The sequence below is a fragment of the Microbulbifer sp. NBRC 101763 genome, assembly GCF_040371615.1.
Classification (GTDB): domain Bacteria; phylum Pseudomonadota; class Gammaproteobacteria; order Pseudomonadales; family Cellvibrionaceae; genus Microbulbifer; species Microbulbifer variabilis.
In genome coordinates, this window is record NZ_BAABQV010000001.1 from 552,313 (window position 1) to 573,909 (window position 21,597).

The window sequence follows — 21,597 nt, forward strand, 5'->3', positions numbered from 1 at the left end:
TAGTTTTTCTTTTTAGAGTTATTTAAATGTTAATTTGAGATTTAATACTCGATTTTTAATTTATTCACTTATATCGATCATTGAATCTTTGAACTGGGATTGTTTTGCCTGGTAAGGCTTCTTCACTTTTAATAAATATTAAGGCCCTGCACTTTAATGGCGGAAGTAACTTCTTTAACAGTGTGTTATGTACAGTGTGTAAAAATCTTCTTGAATTAACCTCTCTAAGGCCCGGGGGTGCGATTCGCTGTGTAATCAGGAGATATCAGGCCTGCTTCTTCCTTCTTTGAGCGGGAGCTGAGGCTTTGTACTGACATTTGATGGGTACAAAGAAGGCCTGAGGCTTCTTTGGTAGATAACGGATCAGCTATCTGACCATAAAGTCATACGTTTGATGCATTATAAACTATTCACTTAAAAAGTCGTTATCAAGAAAGCAGACGGAGTACTTGCCTGGGCGGCGTTTCATAGGTTGATCAGGTGTTGGAGGTTGTCGTGGAAATCTCTCTGTTTACCGCAGCTTCAGGCATCTGAGGCGGTAAAGTTGGCCTGGGTGGGGCATCTGGGGTTAAACTCTCGACCTTAAAACTATTACAAAACTCTATCTTAGAGGAGATAGCAAATGCGTCAGACAATGATCGCACTAGCCGTAGCCGCATCCCTGGCGGTTGTGGGCGGTTGTGGTGAAAAGGCAAAGCAGGCTGAGGTAGCTAAAGACACTGTGAAAGCTGAAGAGTCCATGGCTGTAACTCCAGAGCACGCCAGTAACATGCTTCTTGCTGAGTGGACTGGTCCCTACGGTGGTGTACCTGCGTTTGACAAGATGAACCTGAAAGATCTCAAGCCCGCGATTGAGAAGGGCATTGAGATCAATTTGGCTGAACTTGAGGCCATTGCTGCCAACCCAGCCAAGCCCACCTTTGCCAATACTATCGTGCCGATGGAGCGCGGCGGCGCCGAATTGGGCCGTGCTACTGCTTACTACGGAATCTGGGCCGCTAATATGTCCTCTCCAGAGTTTCGTAAGGTCCAACAGGAGTTGGCACCTCTGTGGGCTGATTACGAGTCCAAAATTTACCAGAATGAAGCTCTGTTTAATCGTATCAAGGCCATCTACGACCAGCGTAACTCGATGGATCTGGATGCTGAACAAAAACGTGTTGTTGAGCTGATCTATACCCAGTTCTCTACTAACGGTGCCACGGTGCAAGGTGAAGCCAAGGAGCGCTATGCTGAGATCAATAAGCGCCTGGCCGAGCTTTACACCAAGTTTTCCAACAACGTGCTGGCGGATGAGGAAGGCTACGATATCTTCCTGACCAAAGATCAGTTGGCCGGCCTGCCGGAGTCCTTTGTTGCAGCTGCCGCAGCGCTGGCAGAAGAGAAAGGCGAGAAGGGTAAGTACGCGATTACCAATTCCCGCTCCTCTATGGACCCATTCCTGACTTACTCCGATGATCGCGAGCTGCGTAAGCAGGTGTGGACCAACTACTACAGCCGTGGCGACAATGGCGATCAGCACGATAACAACGCCATCATCGCTGAAATCCTGAAGCTGCGTGATGAGCGAGTAGGCCTGCAGGGCTTCGATAACTACGCTCAATGGCGTCTGCAGGACCGTATGGCGAAGACTCCTGAGCGCGCTATGGAGCTGATGGAGGCAGTATGGCCAGCAGCAGTTGCCCGAGTGAAAGAAGAAGTGGCTGATATGCAGGCCGTAGCCGATGCCGAAAAAGCCAATATCACCATTGAGCCCTGGGACTACCGCTACTACGCGGAGAAGGTTCGTAAAGCCAAGTACGACCTGAACTCTGATGAAGTGAAGCAGTACCTGCAACTGGACAACTTGCGCGAAGCTATGTTCTACGTGGCTGGTGAGTTGTTTAACTTCAAATTCACCCCGGTAAAAGAAAGCTCAGTGCCGGTATTCCATGAAGACGTTAAAGTCTGGGAAGTGAACGATAAGACCAGTGGCGAGCATATCGGCCTCTGGTATCTGGACCCATTCGCTCGTGCAGGTAAGCGCTCCGGTGCCTGGGCTACTATGTATCGTGACCACTCCACCTTTGATGGCAAGAAGAATGTACTGTCGTCCAACAACTCCAACTTTATCAAAGGCGCACCCGGCGAGCCTGTACTGGTAAGTTGGGATGATGCAGAGACCTTCTTCCATGAGTTTGGCCACGCGCTGCACTTCCTCGCATCCAATGTGACCTACCCAACCTTGAACAGCGGTGTACGTGACTACACCGAGTTCCAGTCTCAGCTGTTGGAGCGCTGGCTGTCCACCGATGCGGTAATCGACAACTACCTGGTGCACTACAAAACTGGCGAGCCGATCCCTGCTGATCTGGTAGCCAAGATCAAGAAAGCAGCCAAATTCAACCAGGGCTTCGCCACTACTGAGTACCTGGCTTCTGCCTTGATTGATATGAAGTTCCACACCGCTAATCCTGAAGGTATCGACCCCGACAAGTTTGAGCGTGAAACACTGGACAAACTGGGTATGCCGAAGGAGCTGGTAATGCGTCACCGCACGCCGCATTTTGGTCATATCTTCTCTGGTGAGGGCTACTCTGCCGGTTACTATGGCTATATGTGGGCTGATGTACTGACCTCTGATGCATCTGAGGCGTTTGCTGAATCTAAAGGTGGTTTTTACGACAAGGGCGTTGCTGCCAAACTGGTTGAACACCTGTTTGCACCGCGTAACGCTGTGGACCCCGCAGATGCTTATCGCGCTTTCCGTGGCCGTGACGCCAATATCGAAGCGTTGATGCGTGATCGTGGTTTCCCGGTACCAAAGAAAAAGGAAGGCTGAGAACTTAGTTTCAATAGCTCGTTCACGAAAAAGCCGCATCTTTTGATGCGGCTTTTTTATATGTGGCATATGGAAATATTTGACTCGCAAATAAATAATTCGTTAGCCAATAAGTGGGGCGTGAGTTTATATGCAAGCCTGAACTGGATATTAAAATTCAGGAGTTAAGCAGCAGTTTTTTCGGGCCCTCCAGCAGGCTCTGTGAATCTAGCACTTGTGCTCCTATAGTTGAGCCATGAGTTGAGCCATGGTGAAATATTTTTGTTTTAACAATATAAGTTGACCAAACGTATGGCCAGGGTATAACAAGTAGGTCGGCAATAATCCGATTGTATTGGATCATATGCGTCCTGCTGCTATAGACCAATCTTTCCAGCTGACCAGAGTTTCAGGCCAGCTGCCAGCATCCAGGTTGTTTTATAAGTTGATTGTATAAATAGCAGGGGAGGTATTATATCTATTGTAATTTAGATGCTTCTGTTGTCATGAATTTAACCAATATTGTTGAAGCGAAAGCTAATGCTGCTGGAAATGGCAGATGAAAAAATATGGCTAGGATAAAATAAATCCGGCTTAGCTTGGAGTTTGCTTTGATCCCTTCTTTCGAGGTACAAGTACAACCGGTGATATCAAGGCTGTAATAATAACAAAAATAAATAGATTGTCGCTCATAATATTGAAAACTTGATTGATTTCATCGATGGTCATGTTTTGTATGTAGTAACCAAAACCATACTCAAACAAAAATGTGAGAAAAGCCCAAAGTGAACCAAGTATCAAGCAGGTAATTATAGAGTCTAATTGGAAATATTTTACAGTCTTGTAGGCTATTGCAAATACAAGTGCTGATAGAGTCAATCCACTTATTGGTAAAGATAGTTTCTCTCCCAAATATGGATTTAAAATACTCTCCCTAAAGAATCCATTTGCAATTGCAGCCATAACCATGACAATCCAAGCAGTAGTGGCTTTAATGAGGAACATGGCTTGACGCATTGTGTGCTATTTTTATCACAGGATTCTTAAAGAGAAACTATATTATTGAATGCTTGTTTGAGCAATAGTTTTATCTGGTTCAATTTGAAAACGTTTCTTCTGAAGTAAAATAGATAAACTATCCTTAATTCCACACTTTTTAGTAAAAATATATATTCTTGATGTCAACGATATTGGCTTGAGCTCTTCCAGTGAAAAAGACCTTGAATCTAAGGTTTTCTGATGGTATGAGTTTCAAATTAGCTGTTTAATTCTATATAAAGCCTAAGCATGTCCTTGTGTTGCAGGTCATTTTCAAAAATTGGCTGATCATAATTATTTAGGAAATAATCCCTGATGACAGCTTCCACTCTAAAGCCATGGCGCTGATAGAAAGTTAACTGATAGCCAAAAGTGCCTGTGCCGAGTTCAACTCTATGGATTCCTTTTGAGGTTAGTTCCGAAAGTGAGAATTCCAGGAGCTTAGTGCCAATTCCTTGTTTTTGTTTCTCTGGGGAAATAGAAATATTGAAAATCTCCGCAATGAATGTATCAACTCTATTTGCAACGCAAATGCCTTTAATATGGTTAGTGTCAATGGCTGCAAAGCACCAGGAACCTGGCAGATAGGAGCGTATATGTTTTTTGGATGGGTCGGCCTCAAGTAAAAGTGAGAGGGGGACATCCTTTTCTGGTATTTGAGTATATTCAATCGTATTTTGATACTTCATATTGTCATATCGTGCACTAGGGTATGTTATCGTTGTCAATGCTTGAAGAGGCTCCCCTTTCCCAGTAATTTTTTTTGCTGGATCTTTTATGGCAAAGTTACTTATCAAGTTCGACAACTTTGCCAGCATTAACGATTTCCTTATAAAAGGGGGGTAGGGTTAGGCCAGTTTCTACAGCTTGCTGCAAAGCTGCTTCGTCATTTTTTACTTTTTGGAGTTTACTGCTTATGGCGTTCAATTGCTGTAAGGGTACGACAATAACTCCAGCTCGGTCTGCAATAATAATGTCGCCTGAGCAGATATGGGTTGAATCAAGGTTTACAGGGAGGCCAGCTGATGCCGGGCCGTTTCTAGCTGGTGAATTCGGTGTAACCCCTTTGCAAAACACAGGAAGTGAAAGACGTTCTATTCCTTCTAAATCTCGAACCAACCCATCTGTGACAAATCCTATCACCCCTTTGTTTTTCATCATGCCCAGTACTAAATCGCCGATTACCGCTGTTTGAGTAAATGAATCTGTTGAGGCAACTACTATGTCACCAGGTTGCGCTACGTCGAGCGCTCCCAGAACACCAAGATTGTCCGCAGGGCCACATTCGCAGGTGACCGCTATACCGACTATTGAGGAGTCCATTGGTAATATCGGTTTAATAGCATGGTGTAGAGATCCGCGACCATCCATACAGTCGACAATAAATTCTGTTGGCGTATTGCGTAACACATTTATGTCGGCCTGAGATGGGCGGGTAAAGTTACGGTGTAGCTTGAGGGTTGGGCTGTCTTCTATCATGGAAAACGCAGCTATTTAGGATTGATAAGCAAAGATATAAGTACATCAATACCAAAGTGTCAAATTACTTAATTTGTTCCTGCCACCCCTGGGAAAGCTAGTAGTAGCATCGTAAAGGGCTGGCAGTGTGAAGCATTGGATCTGTGATTTATAATTGGGAGTAAAGCTAATATGCTTATCAAGTACTTAGCTCTTCTGGATGCACTCTTCGAGAAACTCTGGATTCGATCATCTTATTATTTCCGGCTTCAGTCAAAAGCCAGTTTCCATCTCTATCAATAGATATCAAGCTTAACGCTATAAATTGAACTCGTATAGAGAATAATACTTGTTGATCTACTTTGAAATCTGAGGCATTCAGTTTACTTGATGTGGATCTATTAAATTCAGTTGCAATGAAATTGCTTACTAAATTTTCATGTGGTGAGCGCGTCAAGTATGGTGAGATGATTGAGAATAATTTACTCCATGTAGTCTCTGTTTTCCAGGTTTTATCAAGTATTTCATAATTGATACTACTTGCGTTAACAGAGTAAGTTCCTGTTATATTAATAGAGTCATGCCAATCTGCTAAGTCGGATAATGGAATAATAAATGAGCTTCTATTTAGGTTTTCGAGTTGCAATTTGAGTGAATCATTTAGCTTTCTTAAATTGTTGAGTTCTATAAGTAAATCTGGTGAGGCTGTTAAGTTAGCTCTAACCCATCCTGTAGAGGGGAATATTTTTATTGTTTTATTTAAGCTAAGGGCGACTTCGCCTGGTAACTGCCTTGGGTCTGACCAAAATCGAACCAGTCTCCCACTACTAACTTTTTCTCTAAATTTATTTAGCTTTCTCTCAAGCTCTTCACTTTTTTCAGTCTTTGCTCTGGGTAGTAATTCAGGGGAGTCATGTAATAGAGCAATAACTTTGATTCCTTTGCTAACAGCATAGTCAAATTCTTTCTCAGTATAGCTAAGACCGTTATCGGCTATTGATCCATAGCGACCACCAATTATAAGCAGGTAATAGTCACAATCATCTATAACTCTCTGAATGAACTCCCATTGTTCTTCGTCTGCTGCAGGAAATAGCTCCATTCCAGCAGGGATACAATCCATTTCCATCAGGGTCTGAAGAACTTTCTGTCTCTCTTCTTTTAAATCAACATAGGTTGAGCTGACAAAAACTTGATATCTTTTATCCATACTTTAGTGTACTCAGGCTTTTGAAAGATGTTTAAATAGATTTCTGATTAACGACTGTAAAAAAGGATGTAAACATTTTGCAAATGTATGAATATTTTATAAGAACCGAAATTTGTTGCTTAGAATTGCACTGTTTTTAGAGTGTAGGATCGGTTGGTGGTAGTAAAGATATTTAATATCGTGGCTAATCACTGGCTTTATATTCAAAGAACACACTGCAGTTTTATTGCAATTCTTGAGGGAGTAAAAAGCGGTTGTGACATCTAGCACGATTTTTTCTTCCTTGTGTACTTACATTGAACATATTAAGGGGTTCAATGTATCCCCCAGATTTTATCATCAAATGGAAATCATTTGGAGACCAGCAAACTCTATCACTGTCAGCCACTTGTTAAAAGGTCCCATCTGAATATCCTGTAATCTGGTGGGCTATTTTCATCTGTTGATAATCTTTTGAAGGTGGTAAGTCAGCTTTTTCTTACAGACAAACTGTTATTGAGCTTTTTGATGTATGGCAAGATGGTTGCTATCTGCAATATGTCCAAAGTAATATCTAGATCTGATATTTGATAAAGTTAGTTGTTGATCACTTACCTTTAAATTCTGTTTTTAATAATTAGATTTATTTTTTTGGGGGGGATTAAAGTGGATTTTGATACTTTTGGTTTTATACAATCCAGGTAGGCTTTTATGAGATGGCCTGGCCGCTGAGTCAAAGACTAGGTAAGCCTGGAACCTGAAGTAGAAATGACCTGGGTATTCGAATTTAGAGCACCTAAGATTATACATGAAAACAAGTTTGCTCATTACGCTATAGCATTTGGCTTTTTTAGGTCGTTTGCGGGCTCTTCCTAAAATTCTTGAGTGCTTACTGTAACTTATTGCAAAGGTAGTTCTTCAAAAAAGTACTTTAAGCCACTGCTGTTAAGAAAAGCCCATTATTCTTATCAGAAAGTGGTTTTATAAACCCTTTCCCCCTCAACCCAGGTTTCCATTACTTTTGCTTTCCAGATTTCTTGAGGGTCTATCTCAAAGATATTCTTGTCCAGTAAAATAAAGTCTGCGAATTTTCCAGCTTCAAGGCTGCCAATCATTTTCTCCTGGTGGCTGGCATAGGCTGCGTGAAGGGTGAATGCACGTAGCGCCTGCTCCAAGGTCATTGCTTCCTCGGTGCGCCAACCATCAGTGGGATTTCCCTGGCGGTCACGGCGGGTTACTGCTGCATGGAGTCCGAAAAGGGGATTGGCGGGCTCTACAGGGAAATCGGAGCCGGCAGCGATTGGTGTACCTTGATCTAATAGGGTTTGCCAGGCGTAAGCACCGATCAGGCGTTTCTCTCCCAAACGATCACCAGCCATGTTTTTATCACTGGTGGCATGGGTGGGCTGCATCGAGGCAATCAGATTAAGCTGGGTAAAGCGAGGAATATCCTTCACTTCTATGACCTGTGCGTGCTCCACACGGTGGCGAAGCTGCTTCTGGCTTTCAGCCTTATCCAGTGTCTCCAGGTGATTGAGTACGATATGGTTGGCTCTATCGCCGATGGCATGGACATTCACTTGAAAATCGTTATCGGTAGCTAATTTAAGCAGAGAGAGCATTTTGGTTTCTGGGTAGAGTAGAAGCCCTTTTTCCGATGGACGATCGTGATAGGGTTCCAGTAGCGCTGCACCACGACTGCCCAAGGCACCATCGGCCGATAACTTAATACTGCGCATATACAGTCGATCTTCGGGACCGCCGATATGGCCGGCTTTTAGCAATTTGGCATAGTTGTGGCTGTCTACTGACAACATAGGGTACATCCGCATGGGGATAGCACCTTCTTTAGATAGTTCTCTATAGGCGTTAAGAGTTTTCTCGTTAATACCTGCATCATGCACGCTGGTAAGGCCCAGAGAGAGCGCCTTGGCGAAGGCATTCTGTAGGGATTTCTTTTCTTGGGTGAGAGTGGGGGCTGGAATGGCCTTTTGTAAAAGACCCATTGCATTGTCAATCAAGATGCCTGAAGGTTCGCCTTTGCTATTCCGCAGAATCTCACCGCCTTCCGGCGATTGGGTATTTTTATCTACGCCGGCGAGACGCAGCGCTTTGGCGTTGGCCCAACCGGCATGGCCATCTACCCGCCGTAGCCAGATCGGATGATCAATTTCCAGGGCATCCAATTGGTCGCTCGTGGGAAATTGTTTGCCTGGCCAGGTGACCTGATTCCAGCCTCTTCCTAGGAGCCACTCATTGGGCGCCAAGTGTTCGGCGTGGCGCTTGATGGACTTCAGGGCTTCCTCCAGTGATTGGTCGCGCAGGTCCAGCATAGTATTGAGCTGGCCCAGGCCCAACATATGGCCGTGGGCATCAATTAAACCGGGTAGTAGAGTTTTGCCATTGGCATCAATCTTGTCTGCATCAGGATACTTCTTATTCAGCTCGGTAATGCTGCCAGTTTCCAATACCTTCCCTTGATCGAAGGCCATGGCGCTGAACTGGATCAGGGCTTTATCGGTGGTTTGATAGCCTGAAAAATTGTGTATCACTGTTACAGCTTGGGCGCTGACAGACGAAGCGGCGAGGAGTGCTACAGCCAGAACGCGGGAAAGTCGCATAGTTGATAGCCTTTTTGTTTTAATTGTCAGCTATTCTATGGCGGCTTTAGCTCTTATGGAAAGGCAAACACGGGAAGCGGAATTTACTTCCCGTTGGTGATTGCCAGCTCTCTTATTGATCGGGGTCGATACGCAGTAACCTGCCTTGAGGGCCATCGGTGATCACATAGAGGGTACCATCTGCCCCGATTTCAGAGTCGCGGACTCTCTCGCCAATCACGATGCGTTGTTCACCGGTAAGCGCATCGCCCTCGGGGTCAATGACTCTTAAGTCTTGAGTGACTAATCCTGCTGAAAGCAGGTGTCCACGCCATTGAGGGAAGGCTTTGCCTGTATATACGGTGAGGCCGCCAGGGGCATGGGTATCTATCCAGGCAAGAATAGGGGATACAAATTCCGGATCGGCAATTTTGAAGGAGATATTTGAGCCATCGCGGTAGTCCCTGCCAAAAGTGACCCGTGGCCAGCCGAAGTTGGCTCCTTTTTCAAGTCGATTCAGTTCATCGCCCGCGGCGGGGCCATGTTCATTCGACCATACCACTTTAGTCTCTGGATCAATGGCGAGCCCTTGGGGGTTACGATGGCCAAAGCTCCAGATTTCCGGTTGGGCGCCTTTCATATCAATAAAGGGGTTGTCGTCAGGTACTGAGCCGTCAGGCTTGATACGAATTACAGAGCCAAAATGCGTATGTAGGTTTTGCCCCTGTTCGCGTGCAAATATATCCAGGTATGCCTGCGGGGGATTTCCTCCATCGCCGATGGTCGCCAACAGAGTACCATCGGGTAGGAATGCAAATCGTGAACCGAAATGCCGGTCATTTGTTTTCCCCTGGGCGGCTTTAAATATTTCCTCAAAGTCTTGTAGAGTGTCGTTCTGCCACTTGCCTCGGCCGATGGCAAGACGGTTGTCTTGCGTATTGCCGATTGAGTAACTGAAAAAGAGCAAATTATCCTTTGCAAAGTTGGGACTGGCTGCCACATCCAGGAGGCCGCCTTGGCCCTCAAAGTAAACCTGAACGGGAAAGTCTACGGGATCTGAGAGGTTGCCATCTTTTATGGTGCGTATTTTTCCATTACGCTGAGTGATCAATAAAGCGCCATCCGGCAGCAGTGCAATACCCCAGGGATATTCGATAGGGCCAGCTACCTGGCTCAGCTTTACATTATCAATGACAGGAATCGCACCGCGGGATATGCGTGTATCAGCAAAACAGTTACTTGCGATAATTGCGTAAATAAGTACAACTGTTGTCGCGATTGAGATCCTTCTCACTTTGCCTCCTGAAAAATGTTTCTGGAAGTGGGGTAGTCGGTGGGCGGAAACTCTTGAAGTATATCAGCGGTGAGGCTTCCAATAGATGCGGCAGGGTTGTATGAGTAGCGCCCTCAGTATTACGCTTAAATGTATATACGTCGGTTTAGACTTCCACTGATTGAAATAGCTTGAGGAGGCGGGATAAATGGCCCGCTGGATGATTGTTGCAGGGTTTATCTTGGTGGTCCTTGGTGTGCTGTTGCATTTTGCGCCCGGGCTGTTTAACTGGTTTGGGCGTCTGCCAGGAGATATCCGCGTTGAGTCCGGACGTACACGATTTTACTTTCCCATCGTGTCCATGATTATTATCAGTTTGGTGTTAAGTTTGCTGGTGAATCTCTTTAGACGTTAGTTTTCAAATTTAGCTTGGTAATTGATAAGACAGAACGTAGATAGTGAAATGTAAGAGGAAAGTCCCCACCAAATGAGTAATTGGTGGGGAGGGTGGCTTTAGTGCATATAGCGGAAGCGCATCAGCTTGTAGGGCGGTTTTGCGTTACCAAGACCTGAACTGAAGGCCGGGTGCTGGTGCAGTTGATCCTGAGTGATATAAACCCAGCCGTTGCTTACTGCCAAGCTGTCGGGCCATGAAAGCTGCTTGTCTTGCACCAGAATTTTATAATCGCCTTTTGTGGTTAAACCTATCGCATTATTTTGCAGGTCAGTAACGAGAATCCCATTCCCCGGTGCCATCACAATGCCATCGCTTGGATTCTTTGGTCCAAATTCTTCAATGTTAGAGGCAAGCTTCTTATTGGAAATTCTATGGTCAGCCAGTAGTGCTGCAGGTAAGCGGTATAGGGTATTACCACTTAAGGTGCCGAAATATAACCACTCACCCTGATCATCCAATGCTATGGGGTTCAGGCCAAAGCGTAAGCTTTTACTGGAATTTTCTTTGGTTTTTGCTGATAACAGTAGGCCATCAATCACGACATCCTGGTTGGGGGGCATAAAAGCATCGGCGCTCTCCAGTACCCGTCGTGACTGCCCTGTCTTAAGGTCAACTACAATGATCGCCGGTTTAGTAGCGCCGTTGAAGTTACCAAAAGACATATCAGCGATATAAATTTTCTGACGCTTCTCATCCAGGGCAAAATCTTGTGGGAAAGAGTTGGTGAGTAGTGAAGATCTAGAAATTTCCAGTTGCCTGTGCAATTTATTATTTACGCTATCCCAGGCAACTAATTGAGTGGGGGAATTCTCACTACCCATATCCAAAATCCAGACAATCCCTTTACTGTCGGAGTGTATGCCAATAACTGAAGTAAAACCGACCTTACCGGTTTCTGGCCCATCGGCCCAATCGCGGTTGGGGAATGGCTGTTTGGTTCCGTTGGCCATTACTTCCATCACTTTCAATTTTGGTGCATCCAAAGGGTGCATGCTTACCAGAATTCGACCACTGGGAGTGACTGTAACGCCCGCCGCACGGGAGTCCGTAAACTCTGTAACCGTCTGCAGGGCCCCTGACTCAACTGCATAGCTCGAGTAGGATGCAACGCTGCCAATTCCGAGTAGGGCAAATGCAGCAATTAAACTGTTCAGAGATTTCATATTTAACTTTCCAAGTTTGAATTTCGAGAGGTTTTATTGGGTTTTTGATCGTGTGCGGAGCTCGTCCTCTAAAGCGCTCAATTTGCTATTGCCAATGTAAAGCTGTGAGAGGTCTGCCATGGCAGCATCACCAATTCTCTGTTTGGCATCTTTGCGGACGATAAGGGTCGCTTCATCTTGAGTGCCCAATAGCCCTTTGGGTTCTTTGAGGGCACGGATGGTGTAGCGGTTATGTAGAAACTGTGGATGCCATAGAGGAATGACAGTCCACCGGTTCTCTGCAACTGCCTGCTCAAACCGGTCGAAGCAGTCTTCCTCAGATCCAGGGCGAAATTCGTAACCGGCTTTGTCGAGCCCATATGCCTGGATCATCTTTGCGGAAAAACGGCTGATGCCGGCTCCAGGATTGATACCTTGTATCAATCGCTCCATACGGTTCAGTGCCGGTTCATGCAAAAGATCTTCGATAGTGGAAACCGCTTCTTCAGGCACATACTCAGGAACTCCCCAAATACAGTAGGGCTCATAAAGCACAGACACTTTTTCTACCTGATCAAGGAAGGGGTTTAAGTAGATCTCGTGGCTGGACGGCAGCCATGCCGAAGCCAGTAGATCGATTTCCCCTTTATTTAACATGTCGAAAGCGGCCTCGTGAGAGGCAGACTTGAAGCTCACCTCGTGGCCATAAGATTGAAGAATTTTGGCGACTTCCAGAGCGCTGGCCTCATGGAATGACAATGCGATGTGACCAATACGAATGCTTTTATCCATATCTCATCTCCCTGCAATATGCGTTGCTGACCGGATAGTAGTAACTGCTGATAGGAGTATTGTGGTCTCCTATATTTGCCGGATAAACTGTCATTTATCGAAATGAATATCCGGTTTAGACGTACAATGCTTCTTGCTAACCTTTCGCTGTTTCTTCAGATTGTCGAGAAAGGCAGTCTTGTATCCGCTGCACGTGACTCGGGCCTCTCCTCCAGTACAGTATCTGAGCGTCTTGCGGCCCTAGAAGCTCATTTTGGTGTCGTCTTGTTAAACCGAACCACGCGGGCGATCAGTCTCACCGACGAGGGGCGAACTCTGGTTGAGGGAGCCAAGTTGGTTCTTGGCGAAGTTGAGGACCTGGAGTCCCGTATCCGCTTGGGGGCGCAAACCCTTTCGGGAACGATACGGGTTAGCGCACCCTGTGACCTTGGGAGGGCAATTGTTGCGCCCGAAATAGACCGTTTCTTACAGGACCATCCGGCGGTTTCGATAGAATTGCTGCTGTCCGACGGCTATGTAGATACCGTTGGTCAGGGTATAGATGTCGCGCTGAGGTTTGGATCCATCACTGACAGTTCACTGCGGGTCAGAACCTTAGGCAGTAAGCAGCGTATTGTTTGTGCCTCTCCGGCCTACCTGGAAAAGTATGGCTCTCCGAAAAAGCCTGAAGATTTAACAAGCCATAACTGCTTAGTAATGCGCTTTGGGGAGAATCTGGACAATAGCTGGCGCTTCAGAGAAGAGGTTAAAGGACAGAAAAGTGAAGTTTCAAGAGCGGTCACGGTGCGGGGAGACCGGATTACCAATGACGGTGAGCTAGCTCGACAGTGGTGCTTGAATGGACTTGGTATCATTTTGAAATCTGAGCTGGATGTCGGCTCGGATATCCGAGCTGGGAGGTTGGTTAGGTTGTTAAGCGAGTACACACCCTCCGCAATACCGCTGCAAATGCTCTTTCCACCGAGTCGCGCTCAGCCCAGACGTGTGGGTGAATTTGCAGATAGGTTGGCGCAGTGCTTTAAATCAATTGAAGTCGCTAATACTTAGTTCCTGAACGGATCTTATGGGAGTGCCGGAGTATTGAATATTTAGAAAATTTCAAAAACTTATATTTTTAGAAAACAGTTAACAGCTAAAAATATTTTTTTAATCTAAATTAAAAAAGGCCGCATGGGGGCGGCCGCAAGGGACTTATAGGAGAGTAGGAGAAAGACTTCTCCAGTAATCAAAAAAAGGTCATCCGTGACCCAGTTGATTACAGCCCCCGAAATTGCGCAAAGCGCAGAGTGACTTGTATTTCAGGGGCTTTGCTGGCCGTGACCAGCAACGGCGCTTCCTTGCGCCGCATCAATCCGGCTATCCACTAATTAGCCGGATTAATAACTTAGAAATCGTACTTAACGGATGCAGAAAAAGTGCGGCCCGGAGCAGAGTTTACGTAGATATCACTGCCTTCCTCCCAGCCAGCTACATTCAAGTAGGGCACATACTCTTTGTCGAGTAGATTGTTGACGGCCAGGTTGAGAGACATCTGCTCCATCAACTGATAACCCAACGTCCAGTCTACAGAACCATAGCCTGGAGCTTCTGTTTCTCCTTCATTTACCCGATCCATACGGTCCGCCCAGCGTACCAGTACCTGGCTGGAAAGTTGTGTGCCTGTGTAGCTGGCACCAATGACACCGGAAAGCGGGCTGATACTGGTGAGGTATTCGCCGGTGGTGTCGTTTTCACCGCGTTGATAGCTGGCATTCGCAAATAGCTCGAACGCTGGAGAAAGGTACCAATTCGCACTTAGCTCAACCCCTTTAATCGTCACTGAGTCGATGTTTTGGTACTGGTATTGCTCAAATACGTGAGAGAAGCTGCCATCATCGTTGAAGAAAGTTTCGCTGTTTATAAGTGCAGTTTCGAGGAAGTCATCGTACTCGGTGTAGAAAGCGGCAGTGCTAAAGGCAATCGGACCCAGATGTCCACGCAGACCAAGCTCGAAAGAGTCGCTGGTTTCTGGAGACAGGTCGTCAGCTGGCAGCACCTCGTAAGCATAGGTAGAGGTTGGTTGCAGGTAGTGCTCGATATAGGCCAAATCGTAGGCCGGCACTTTGAAACCCTGGCCGTACTGGGCGAAGACAGACAAGCGAGCGTTGAGTTTGTACAGGGCTCCCAGGTTGAAGGAGGTATTGCTTTCTTCAATTGTGGCAAAAGGAGTCCCGTCAGTTTTTTCAGCGCCGTTGGGGTCCATCTCGTACCAGTCGTAGCGTATCCCGGGGGTTACAACCAGCTGGCCATTGGCAAAAGTCATTTCGTCGTTCAGGAATAAGCCCGCGCGGGAAACTTCGTTTTCCGGGAATTTGTCAGTAGTCACGTCCATGGTGGAGCTGTCTTCCACTTCGCGGTACTGGTGTACGGTGCGGCGGCTTTCGGTTTTTTCCAGGTCGAGGCCATATCCCAGGGTGTGGGTTTCGCTCAGGGTCTTGCTGGCATTGGAAAGGAAGCCAATGGTGTCTTGACGGTAAAGGCTGGTCTCCCACATATCACGGATTTCGAAAACACCGAACATAGGAGCATTGATGTCCAGCTGACCATATTGTTCGTCTTCCTGTTCGGATTTGTTTTGGTACAGGCTGATATTCAGTTGGTCATAGACTGCGCTTGGGGTTTCGCTGTGGTAACGCAGTTGGTAAGCGCGGACCTTTTTATCAGAAACCGATTCTTCCTTGACGATGTTGTAGCCGTAATCAGCTAGTCCGCGGAAATAGTGGAGCAGGCCATCGGCGCTGTCGCCGGTACTTTCCTGGTTCCAGTGATCGATGCTGAAGCTGATAAAGTCCTCACCACCAAGGCTGTACTTGGCCTTGTATAGCAAGCTCTTCGACTCAATTTCGAAGGGGGCCTGGCTCTCATTGAAATTTTGCTGCTCTTCTCCTTCGCGGAAGGTGGTATGCAGCAGTTGCTCAAAATTGCCGGTGCGCAAGGCAAGAGCAGGTGATATGTGTGATTGATTGGTAATACCTGTGTACCCGGTTTTGATCGCGCCGCCGAATTGCTCACCATCCTCCAGATAGTCGCTGGCATCTTTGGTAGTGAAGACCACGATGCCGGCGAGCGCATCAGAGCCATACAGGGAAGAGGCAGCACCCTTGGCGACTTCTACCTGCTTGAGAGTATCTATTTCGATAAAGCCGCGGCCGATGATGTCATTCTGGCCATCGGCCCCATAGCCTTCGTTAACCCGCATACCGTCTTTGATAATCAGTACCCGGTCGCCACCCATGCCGCGTACCAGAATGTTTTGTGCACTGCCAGCAGCGCCGGTTACTTCAACTCCGGGCTCGTATTGGAACAGCTGATTCATATCGTTCAACTGAAGCTGTTCAATTTCATCGGTAGTGACAACAGAAACACTTCCTGCGACATCTTTTAGCGGCTTTTCCGCGCGGCCGCTGACCACGATCAGCTCCAGTTCGCTGCTGGCTGCCGAACCTGAAGTTTCGGCATGCAGGTTAGCGGCGGATGCCAGGCCAAGTAGGGCCGCTGCAATTGGGCGAAGTTTCATGGTGTTGTCCTTGAGGTAATTTCTGTACTTCTGCTCTGGTTGGTCGGCTGTGAAGGTGTGGGTACTCACCAATGGAGCCAATTGGGGGAGGATTATAGGGATGATTTTTATAATGTAAAGCCAAATGCGAATCACTATCAATTAGATTAAATTTGACGTTGACAGGTAGTTCCGCTAGTTTCCGCGGCCATTGATACAGAGCGAAAGTGCTGGGCTGAGGAGGCTTGCAATGAACATTTCGATAATTGAGAACCTGATGGCCGATGTGGCTGATTTATTTATGGCCCCGGTATTGCTGGCGATTCTGGTCCTTTTTATCTACTCGCTTTACGCAACGGGACGCTTCATCTCTCTATGGATGCTGCGCCGGCGCAATGCTGTCGCTTACAGTTTGGCTCTGAAGCAAGGTCGGAAAGAGGGCCTTCCAGGCTACCAGGTGCACAATTATTACGTGCGACATCCTTTGGCATGTGATGACGAGCTGGAAGTTTTTGCACTTAAAAAATTGGAAATGCTACGCATGGTCACTCGTATCGCGCCCATGCTGGGCTTGATTGCCACCATGATCCCTATGGGGCCGGCGCTGCGTGCCTTGGCCGATGGCAATATCCAGGGTATCAGTGAAAACCTGATTATCGCTTTTGCTGCTGTGATCTGGGGTCTCGCGATTTCCACTCTGACCTTCTGGCCGGCCTCGGTAAAGAAGCGTTGGTTTGCCGCTGAGCTGATTAACATTCGCAAATTGAAGGAGGCCGCCTGATGCGCTTCCTGGATGAAGATGAAGAACTTAACCCGATTCTGAGTGCGGTTAACTTGATTGATGTCTTTCTGGTGATTATTGCCGCACTGCTCATCGCTATTGCACAAAACCCGTTAAACGTTTTTTCCAACGAAAAGGTCACGGTGATCAAGAATGCCGGTGAGCCCAATATGGAAGTCATTGTAAAAGATGGGGAAGAAATCAAGCAGTACAAATCCACCGGCGAAATTGGATCGGGAGAGGGCACTCGCGCGGGTGTTGCTTACCAGATGGCAGACGGCAGCCTGGTTTATGTGCCGGAAGGAAAAGAAGAGTCCGCAAAAGACAAGGCTGTAGGGGGTAAATAGTCATGTTGAAGAAGGTGTGCATGCAATTGGTATGCTTCATCGTAATAGCCTTCACTGCGATGATGGTGCAGGCCAGCGATAAGCCCAAAGTTTTGTTGATGATGTCCAGTCATACAGCGAAAGCCAAAGGGGAGCTGTTATCTGATTTGGCTGCAGATCAGCCGTTTACCCTGGAGATTTTTAATAGCAAAGGTAAGAGCGAAGAGCAAATAGCGCAGGCTTGGGGTTCCTCCAATTTGGTGATGCTGGATGGTATCAATCCGGCACTCTCCCAATTTATGTTTGGAAAATACCAACCTCTGCTAACCCAGTACCCCAAAGTGCCAGTGGTTTCCCTGGGGGATGCCGATAACGCCTCCATGAACCAGGGGCTGACCTCTGAACAGCACCAATCCATCGCTGCGTATTTCAATAATGCTGGGCGTCAGAACTACCGGCATTTGATGCAGTTCCTCTCCGCGGGAGTCTTTGGCCTTACCGAGCTGCCTGTAGCCGATCCTATTATTGTGCCCAAGGTGGGTTTTTATCATCCGCGCCTGCCAAACCTGGTGACTGACAGCGAAGGGGATTTCTTTAAGTGGCTGCAGGTATCAGGAGAGCAGCCGGTTATAGGCCTGGCTATCCATCGCTCAGTAGTGGATTACGAGCAGCAGCAGGTTGTAGATGCAATTTTGGCTGGCCTGGAAGAAAAAGGTGCTAAGGCTTTTGCCTTTTTCTTTGAAGGTGAGGACCTGCCGCTTTCCTACCCTGATTTATTACAGGACGAAGCAGGGCAAACACGTATTGATCTGATGATCAATTACCGCTCTCTCCATTATGTGAGTAAACGTCGCGCAGAGTTCGAAAAGCTGGGCGTTCCAGTTATTCACGCTCTGAACTATACCGAGGGTAGTGAAACGGATTACCTTGCTGATAATAGTGGGGTTTCCCCTTCATTAACCCCATTCTTCCTGGTAATGCCTGAAGATACCGGCAGTATCGACCCGGTAATTGTTGCGGCAAGCGAAGATGGCAATAAGGTTGTGATGGCAGATCAGCTCAATGCGCTGGTGGAACGCGCGTGGAGCCATGCTTCTCTTGGCTATAAAAAAAATAGCCAGAAAAAGGTGGCTACCTTTATCTGGAACTACCCTCCCGGTGAGAAGAATATTGGCGCGGCCTTCCTCGATGTACCTTCCTCCATCGAGTCTATCGCCAAATCTATGGCGGAGCGTGGCTATCAAATAGAGCAGCAGGACTCCAAGATCCTGATCGACTGGGCCGGCCAATTGCTACGCCCCTATTATCGTCGTGAAGACAGCACTGCGCTGATTGATAAAGGTTTGGCTGACTGGATGCCACTTTCCACCTACGTCGATTGGTTTGATAGCTTGCCGGCCTCTGTGCGTGACCCCATTGTGGAGCGATGGGGTAAGCCGGAAGATAATGCCATGTTGGCAGACCATAATGGTGAGCGGGCGTTTGTGATCCCACGTATGACATTGGGTAACCTGATTGTCCTGCCGCAGGGGGTGCGCGCGGATAATGCAAAAGACCATGCATCCCTATATCACGATATGAAAACCCCGGTAAACCATGCCTACCTGGCGGTTTATCTCTACGCGCGTAAAACTTTCGGGGCCGATGCCTATATTCACTTAGGGACACATGGTTCCCAGGAATGGTTAACCGGTAAGGAGCGCGGGCTCTCTGTGTTCGACGCCCCAAATTTGGCTCTGGGAAATATCCCGGTATTTTATCCCTACATTATTGATAATGTAGGCGAGGCTATGCAGGCCAAGCGTCGCGGACGTGCGACTATGATCAGCCACCTGACACCGGGCTTCGCTAAAGCGGGTCTTTATGCCGAAGTGGCCGAACTCTCTGAGTTGATTGGTAATTACCTGATTCTGGAAGAAGGGCAAACCCGGCAGAATACCCAGGAGCGCATTATCGCCCTGGCGGACAAGCTGAATATGCTCAAGGATCTGGAAATCAGCGCTGAAACCCTGCGGGCTGATTTCGGTGGCCAGCTCAGTCGTCTTCAGGACCACTTGGCCCAACTGGCTGAAATGAGCCAGCCACTGGGTATCCATCGTTTTGGTCAGCTGCCCAAGTCAGAGCATCTCACCAGCACCATGCTGCAAATGCTGGGTGAAAACTTTATCTCCGCCGCCGGCCAATATGAGAGCGACCAGGGCCTGAGTTTGCCGCAGGATCAGGTGCTGGATGAACGCAATGTAGTCGCCTTGGAAGCACAGCCGGGTTATCAGCTGTTAAATGCCTACCTGGCTGGCCGCAAGTTGCCAGAACTTTCTGAAGAACTGCAAAATTACCTGCAGCAGGGCCGGGAGTATGCCGATAACTTTGCCGGTATTGCTGAGCTACAAAACCTGATGCTGGCGCTCGACGGTGAGTACATTCCGGTGAGCTATGGGGGTGACCCTATTCGCAACCCGCAGGCAGTGCCTACCGGTCGCAACCTGATTGGATTCAACCCTGCCAAAGTGCCGTCCAGGGAGGCTTATGAGGCCGGCGTTCAACTGATGGAACAAACCATTGCCGACTATCGGGAAAGACACGGCCGTTTCCCGGATAAGCTGGCATTCTCCCTTTGGTCCCTGGAGACGATGCGCCACCAAGGTGCGTTGGAAGCGCAAATACTGCATGCGCTGGGTCTCAAGCCCAAATGGAATCAGCAGGGCAATGTTACTGGAACTGAGGTGATTCCCTATTCAGAGTTAAAGCGCCCTCGTATCGATGTGGTGATCTCTGCTACGGGCCTTTACCGCGATGCTTTCCCTAATGTGATGCTGTGGCTGGCGGAAGCCATCGATAAAGTGGCGCAGATGAAGGAGGAGAACAACTTTGTTTATCGCCACAGTCAGGCCTTACTGCAACAGCTAAAGGAAGAGGGCAGCTCCGAGGAGGATGCCCGCTATCTTTCCTCCGTGCGTATTTTCTCCAATGAAAGTGGCAATTACGGTACCGGCCTGAATGGTGCCAGCCTGGCTTCCGACAGCTGGGAGACAGACGACAAGCTGGCCGATCTGTATATGCGCCGCATGGGGTTTGCCTATGGCAAGGATGAGTCCCGTTGGAGCGAGGACCAGCGTAATGTTGCACTTTATGGCAAGGTGCTTTCCGGTACTGATGGGGTCATTTTCTCACGTTCCACCAACCTCTACGCGATGATGACCAATGACGATCCTTTCCAGTACTTTGGTGGTATGGGGCTAGCGGTGCGCAATCTCGACGGTAAGACGCCAGAGATGTACGTATCCAATCTGCGCCGTAAGGACAACATTAAAACCCAGACCCTGGGAGAGTTTGTCAATCAGGAAATGCGCAGCCGTTACTTCCATCCCCGCTGGATTGAGGCGATGCAGGAATCCGGCTATGCCGGCGCAACGGCAATTCTGGATCGTGTGAACAACATGTGGGGCTGGGAGGTGATGACCCCGGAAACCATTCGCGACGACCAATGGCAGGAGATGTTTGAAGTCTACGTGGATGATAAATACCAAATGGATATGCGCGAGTTCTTTGAGGAGCACAATGCGGAAGCCTTGGCGCAAATGCTGGAGCGCATGCTGGAAGCCGTGCGAAAGGGTTACTGGCCTGCCGATGCAGAAACGCTAAGGAAAATGGTTGAGACTTACACCGAACTCGCCAACCAGCACGACGTAGCAACAGACAATGAAAAATTTACTGATTTTGTGAATCAGCAGGCCCTTGGATTTGGTCTTGCCCCGCTTGTAAGTGGCCAGACGGTAGATAATGTCGCTAACAGCGCTCCCGCGTCTCAGCAAGTTAGTGGGCAGAAACTAGAAGAAGTAAAAGAGCCCGCAGCTCAGGACAAGCCCCAGGACTTCTTGTGGTTATTACTGTTGGCAATTGTTATCACCGGATTTATTAGTGTATTTTTTGAGCGCTTTTTTGAGGAGGGAGGGCAGCGAGTGACCCATGCCTAGGCATTGGGCATTACCCTTGGCAATAAAAGCCAATCCTAAAGTCACTTTTTGATCAGTTAAGGCCAGCAATTCTTACCAGTGTTGCTGGCTTTTTTCTTTTTCGGTAAAAAAATTTTTGAGCCAATGTTGTTGTCATTTTTCAGGAATCTGTCGATATTTTTTCCTATCCAGCAGGTAAAGTCAGAGAATGCTCACAGGCTACCCATACGTGGATGACATTTTTGTGAAATAT

At 47.6% G+C, this 21,597-nt stretch carries 15 protein-coding genes; 6 read left to right on the forward strand and 9 right to left on the reverse strand.

Going from position 1 to position 21,597, the window contains the following annotated elements; translation table 11 throughout:
* Positions 1 to 622: 622 nt before the first annotated feature.
* Positions 623 to 2,821, forward strand: coding sequence for a M3 family metallopeptidase (locus ABWV76_RS02630; RefSeq protein ID WP_353375148.1), 2,199 nt, complete (start codon positions 623 to 625; stop codon positions 2,819 to 2,821).
* Between the two features lie 573 nt (positions 2,822 to 3,394).
* Here the strand turns inward: ABWV76_RS02630 and ABWV76_RS02635 are convergent.
* The 6 genes from ABWV76_RS02635 to ABWV76_RS02660 all read right to left on the reverse strand — a co-directional run bounded on the left by ABWV76_RS02635 (position 3,395) and on the right by ABWV76_RS02660 (position 10,379).
* Positions 3,395 to 3,817: a hypothetical protein gene (locus ABWV76_RS02635; protein WP_353375149.1), complete on the reverse strand. Its 423-nt coding sequence runs from the start codon at positions 3,815 to 3,817 to the stop codon at positions 3,395 to 3,397.
* A gap of 239 nt (positions 3,818 to 4,056) precedes the next feature.
* Positions 4,057 to 4,656, reverse strand: a complete 600-nt coding sequence (locus tag ABWV76_RS02640) for a GNAT family N-acetyltransferase (RefSeq protein WP_353375150.1) — start codon at positions 4,654 to 4,656, stop codon at positions 4,057 to 4,059.
* Entirely contained in the window at positions 4,625 to 5,317 is a 693-nt protein-coding gene (locus ABWV76_RS02645) for an RraA family protein (protein ID WP_020414941.1), read from the reverse strand. The genes ABWV76_RS02640 and ABWV76_RS02645 overlap by 32 nt, the downstream gene beginning before the upstream one ends.
* A 178-nt stretch (positions 5,318 to 5,495) precedes the next feature.
* Positions 5,496 to 6,506, reverse strand: a complete 1,011-nt coding sequence (locus ABWV76_RS02650; RefSeq protein ID WP_020414942.1) for a DUF4062 domain-containing protein — start codon at positions 6,504 to 6,506, stop codon at positions 5,496 to 5,498.
* 947 nt (positions 6,507 to 7,453) lie between these two features.
* Positions 7,454 to 9,106 (reverse strand): amidohydrolase, encoded by a 1,653-nt coding sequence (locus tag ABWV76_RS02655; RefSeq protein WP_020414943.1) that lies wholly within the window; start codon positions 9,104 to 9,106, stop codon positions 7,454 to 7,456.
* 112 nt (positions 9,107 to 9,218) lie between these two features.
* The gene (locus tag ABWV76_RS02660) at positions 9,219 to 10,379 is read right to left on the reverse strand and encodes a PQQ-dependent sugar dehydrogenase (protein WP_020414944.1); all 1,161 of its coding nucleotides are present in this window, start codon (positions 10,377 to 10,379) and stop codon (positions 9,219 to 9,221) included.
* A gap of 187 nt (positions 10,380 to 10,566) precedes the next feature.
* Here ABWV76_RS02660 and ABWV76_RS02665 point away from each other — a divergent pair, with 187 nt between their 5' ends.
* Positions 10,567 to 10,773: a DUF2905 domain-containing protein gene (locus tag ABWV76_RS02665; RefSeq protein WP_020414945.1), complete on the forward strand. Its 207-nt coding sequence runs from the start codon at positions 10,567 to 10,569 to the stop codon at positions 10,771 to 10,773.
* A gap of 98 nt (positions 10,774 to 10,871) precedes the next feature.
* Here the strand turns inward: ABWV76_RS02665 and ABWV76_RS02670 are convergent, their stop codons facing one another.
* Together ABWV76_RS02670 and ABWV76_RS02675 are read right to left on the reverse strand one after the other, a co-directional pair.
* A complete protein-coding gene (locus ABWV76_RS02670) occupies positions 10,872 to 11,978 on the reverse strand; it encodes an L-dopachrome tautomerase-related protein (RefSeq protein WP_353375151.1) in 1,107 nt (368 codons plus the stop codon).
* A gap of 33 nt (positions 11,979 to 12,011) precedes the next feature.
* Positions 12,012 to 12,749, reverse strand: coding sequence for a glycine betaine ABC transporter substrate-binding protein (locus tag ABWV76_RS02675; RefSeq protein WP_020414947.1), 738 nt, complete (start codon positions 12,747 to 12,749; stop codon positions 12,012 to 12,014).
* 126 nt (positions 12,750 to 12,875) lie between these two features.
* Here ABWV76_RS02675 and ABWV76_RS02680 point away from each other — a divergent pair, with 126 nt between their 5' ends.
* Entirely contained in the window at positions 12,876 to 13,796 is a 921-nt protein-coding gene (locus tag ABWV76_RS02680; RefSeq protein ID WP_353375152.1) for a LysR family transcriptional regulator, read from the forward strand.
* 337 nt (positions 13,797 to 14,133) lie between these two features.
* Here the strand turns inward: ABWV76_RS02680 and ABWV76_RS02685 are convergent, their stop codons facing one another.
* A complete protein-coding gene (locus ABWV76_RS02685; protein ID WP_353375154.1) occupies positions 14,134 to 16,305 on the reverse strand; it encodes a TonB-dependent hemoglobin/transferrin/lactoferrin family receptor in 2,172 nt (723 codons plus the stop codon).
* A 229-nt stretch (positions 16,306 to 16,534) separates the two neighbouring features.
* On the opposite strand from ABWV76_RS02685, the gene ABWV76_RS02690 reads away from it, so the two are divergent.
* Genes ABWV76_RS02690 through cobN form a run of 3 tightly spaced genes read left to right on the forward strand, consistent with a single transcriptional unit; the run spans position 16,535 to position 21,365 of the window.
* On the forward strand, positions 16,535 to 17,065 hold the full coding sequence (locus ABWV76_RS02690) for a MotA/TolQ/ExbB proton channel family protein (protein WP_020414950.1): 531 nt from the start codon (positions 16,535 to 16,537) through the stop codon (positions 17,063 to 17,065).
* Positions 17,065 to 17,412: a DUF2149 domain-containing protein gene (locus ABWV76_RS02695; RefSeq protein WP_020414951.1), complete on the forward strand. Its 348-nt coding sequence runs from the start codon at positions 17,065 to 17,067 to the stop codon at positions 17,410 to 17,412. Before ABWV76_RS02690 ends, ABWV76_RS02695 begins: the two co-directional genes overlap by 1 nt.
* A gap of 2 nt (positions 17,413 to 17,414) precedes the next feature.
* Positions 17,415 to 21,365, forward strand: a complete 3,951-nt coding sequence (gene cobN, locus ABWV76_RS02700) for a cobaltochelatase subunit CobN (protein WP_211214963.1) — start codon at positions 17,415 to 17,417, stop codon at positions 21,363 to 21,365.
* Positions 21,366 to 21,597: the final 232 nt, after the last annotated feature.

Excerpts from the sequence above, each read along its gene's own strand:
- ABWV76_RS02665 (WP_020414945.1), top strand. The coding sequence starts at position 10,567 with ATGGCCCGCTGGATGATTGTTGCAGGGTTTATCTTGGTGGTCCTTGGT.
- ABWV76_RS02685 (WP_353375154.1), bottom strand. The coding sequence starts at position 16,305 with ATGAAACTTCGCCCAATTGCAGCGGCCCTACTTGGCCTGGCATCCGCC.
- ABWV76_RS02650 (WP_020414942.1), bottom strand. The coding sequence starts at position 6,506 with ATGGATAAAAGATATCAAGTTTTTGTCAGCTCAACCTATGTTGATTTA.
- ABWV76_RS02645 (WP_020414941.1), bottom strand. The coding sequence starts at position 5,317 with ATGATAGAAGACAGCCCAACCCTCAAGCTACACCGTAACTTTACCCGC.
- ABWV76_RS02640 (WP_353375150.1), bottom strand. The coding sequence starts at position 4,656 with ATGCTGGCAAAGTTGTCGAACTTGATAAGTAACTTTGCCATAAAAGAT.
- ABWV76_RS02675 (WP_020414947.1), bottom strand. The coding sequence starts at position 12,749 with ATGGATAAAAGCATTCGTATTGGTCACATCGCATTGTCATTCCATGAG.
- ABWV76_RS02630 (WP_353375148.1), top strand. The coding sequence starts at position 623 with ATGCGTCAGACAATGATCGCACTAGCCGTAGCCGCATCCCTGGCGGTT.
- cobN (WP_211214963.1), top strand. The coding sequence starts at position 17,415 with ATGTTGAAGAAGGTGTGCATGCAATTGGTATGCTTCATCGTAATAGCC.
- ABWV76_RS02635 (WP_353375149.1), bottom strand. The coding sequence starts at position 3,817 with ATGCGTCAAGCCATGTTCCTCATTAAAGCCACTACTGCTTGGATTGTC.
- ABWV76_RS02690 (WP_020414950.1), top strand. The coding sequence starts at position 16,535 with ATGAACATTTCGATAATTGAGAACCTGATGGCCGATGTGGCTGATTTA.
- ABWV76_RS02670 (WP_353375151.1), bottom strand. The coding sequence starts at position 11,978 with ATGAAATCTCTGAACAGTTTAATTGCTGCATTTGCCCTACTCGGAATT.
- ABWV76_RS02680 (WP_353375152.1), top strand. The coding sequence starts at position 12,876 with ATGCTTCTTGCTAACCTTTCGCTGTTTCTTCAGATTGTCGAGAAAGGC.
- ABWV76_RS02655 (WP_020414943.1), bottom strand. The coding sequence starts at position 9,106 with ATGCGACTTTCCCGCGTTCTGGCTGTAGCACTCCTCGCCGCTTCGTCT.
- ABWV76_RS02695 (WP_020414951.1), top strand. The coding sequence starts at position 17,065 with ATGCGCTTCCTGGATGAAGATGAAGAACTTAACCCGATTCTGAGTGCG.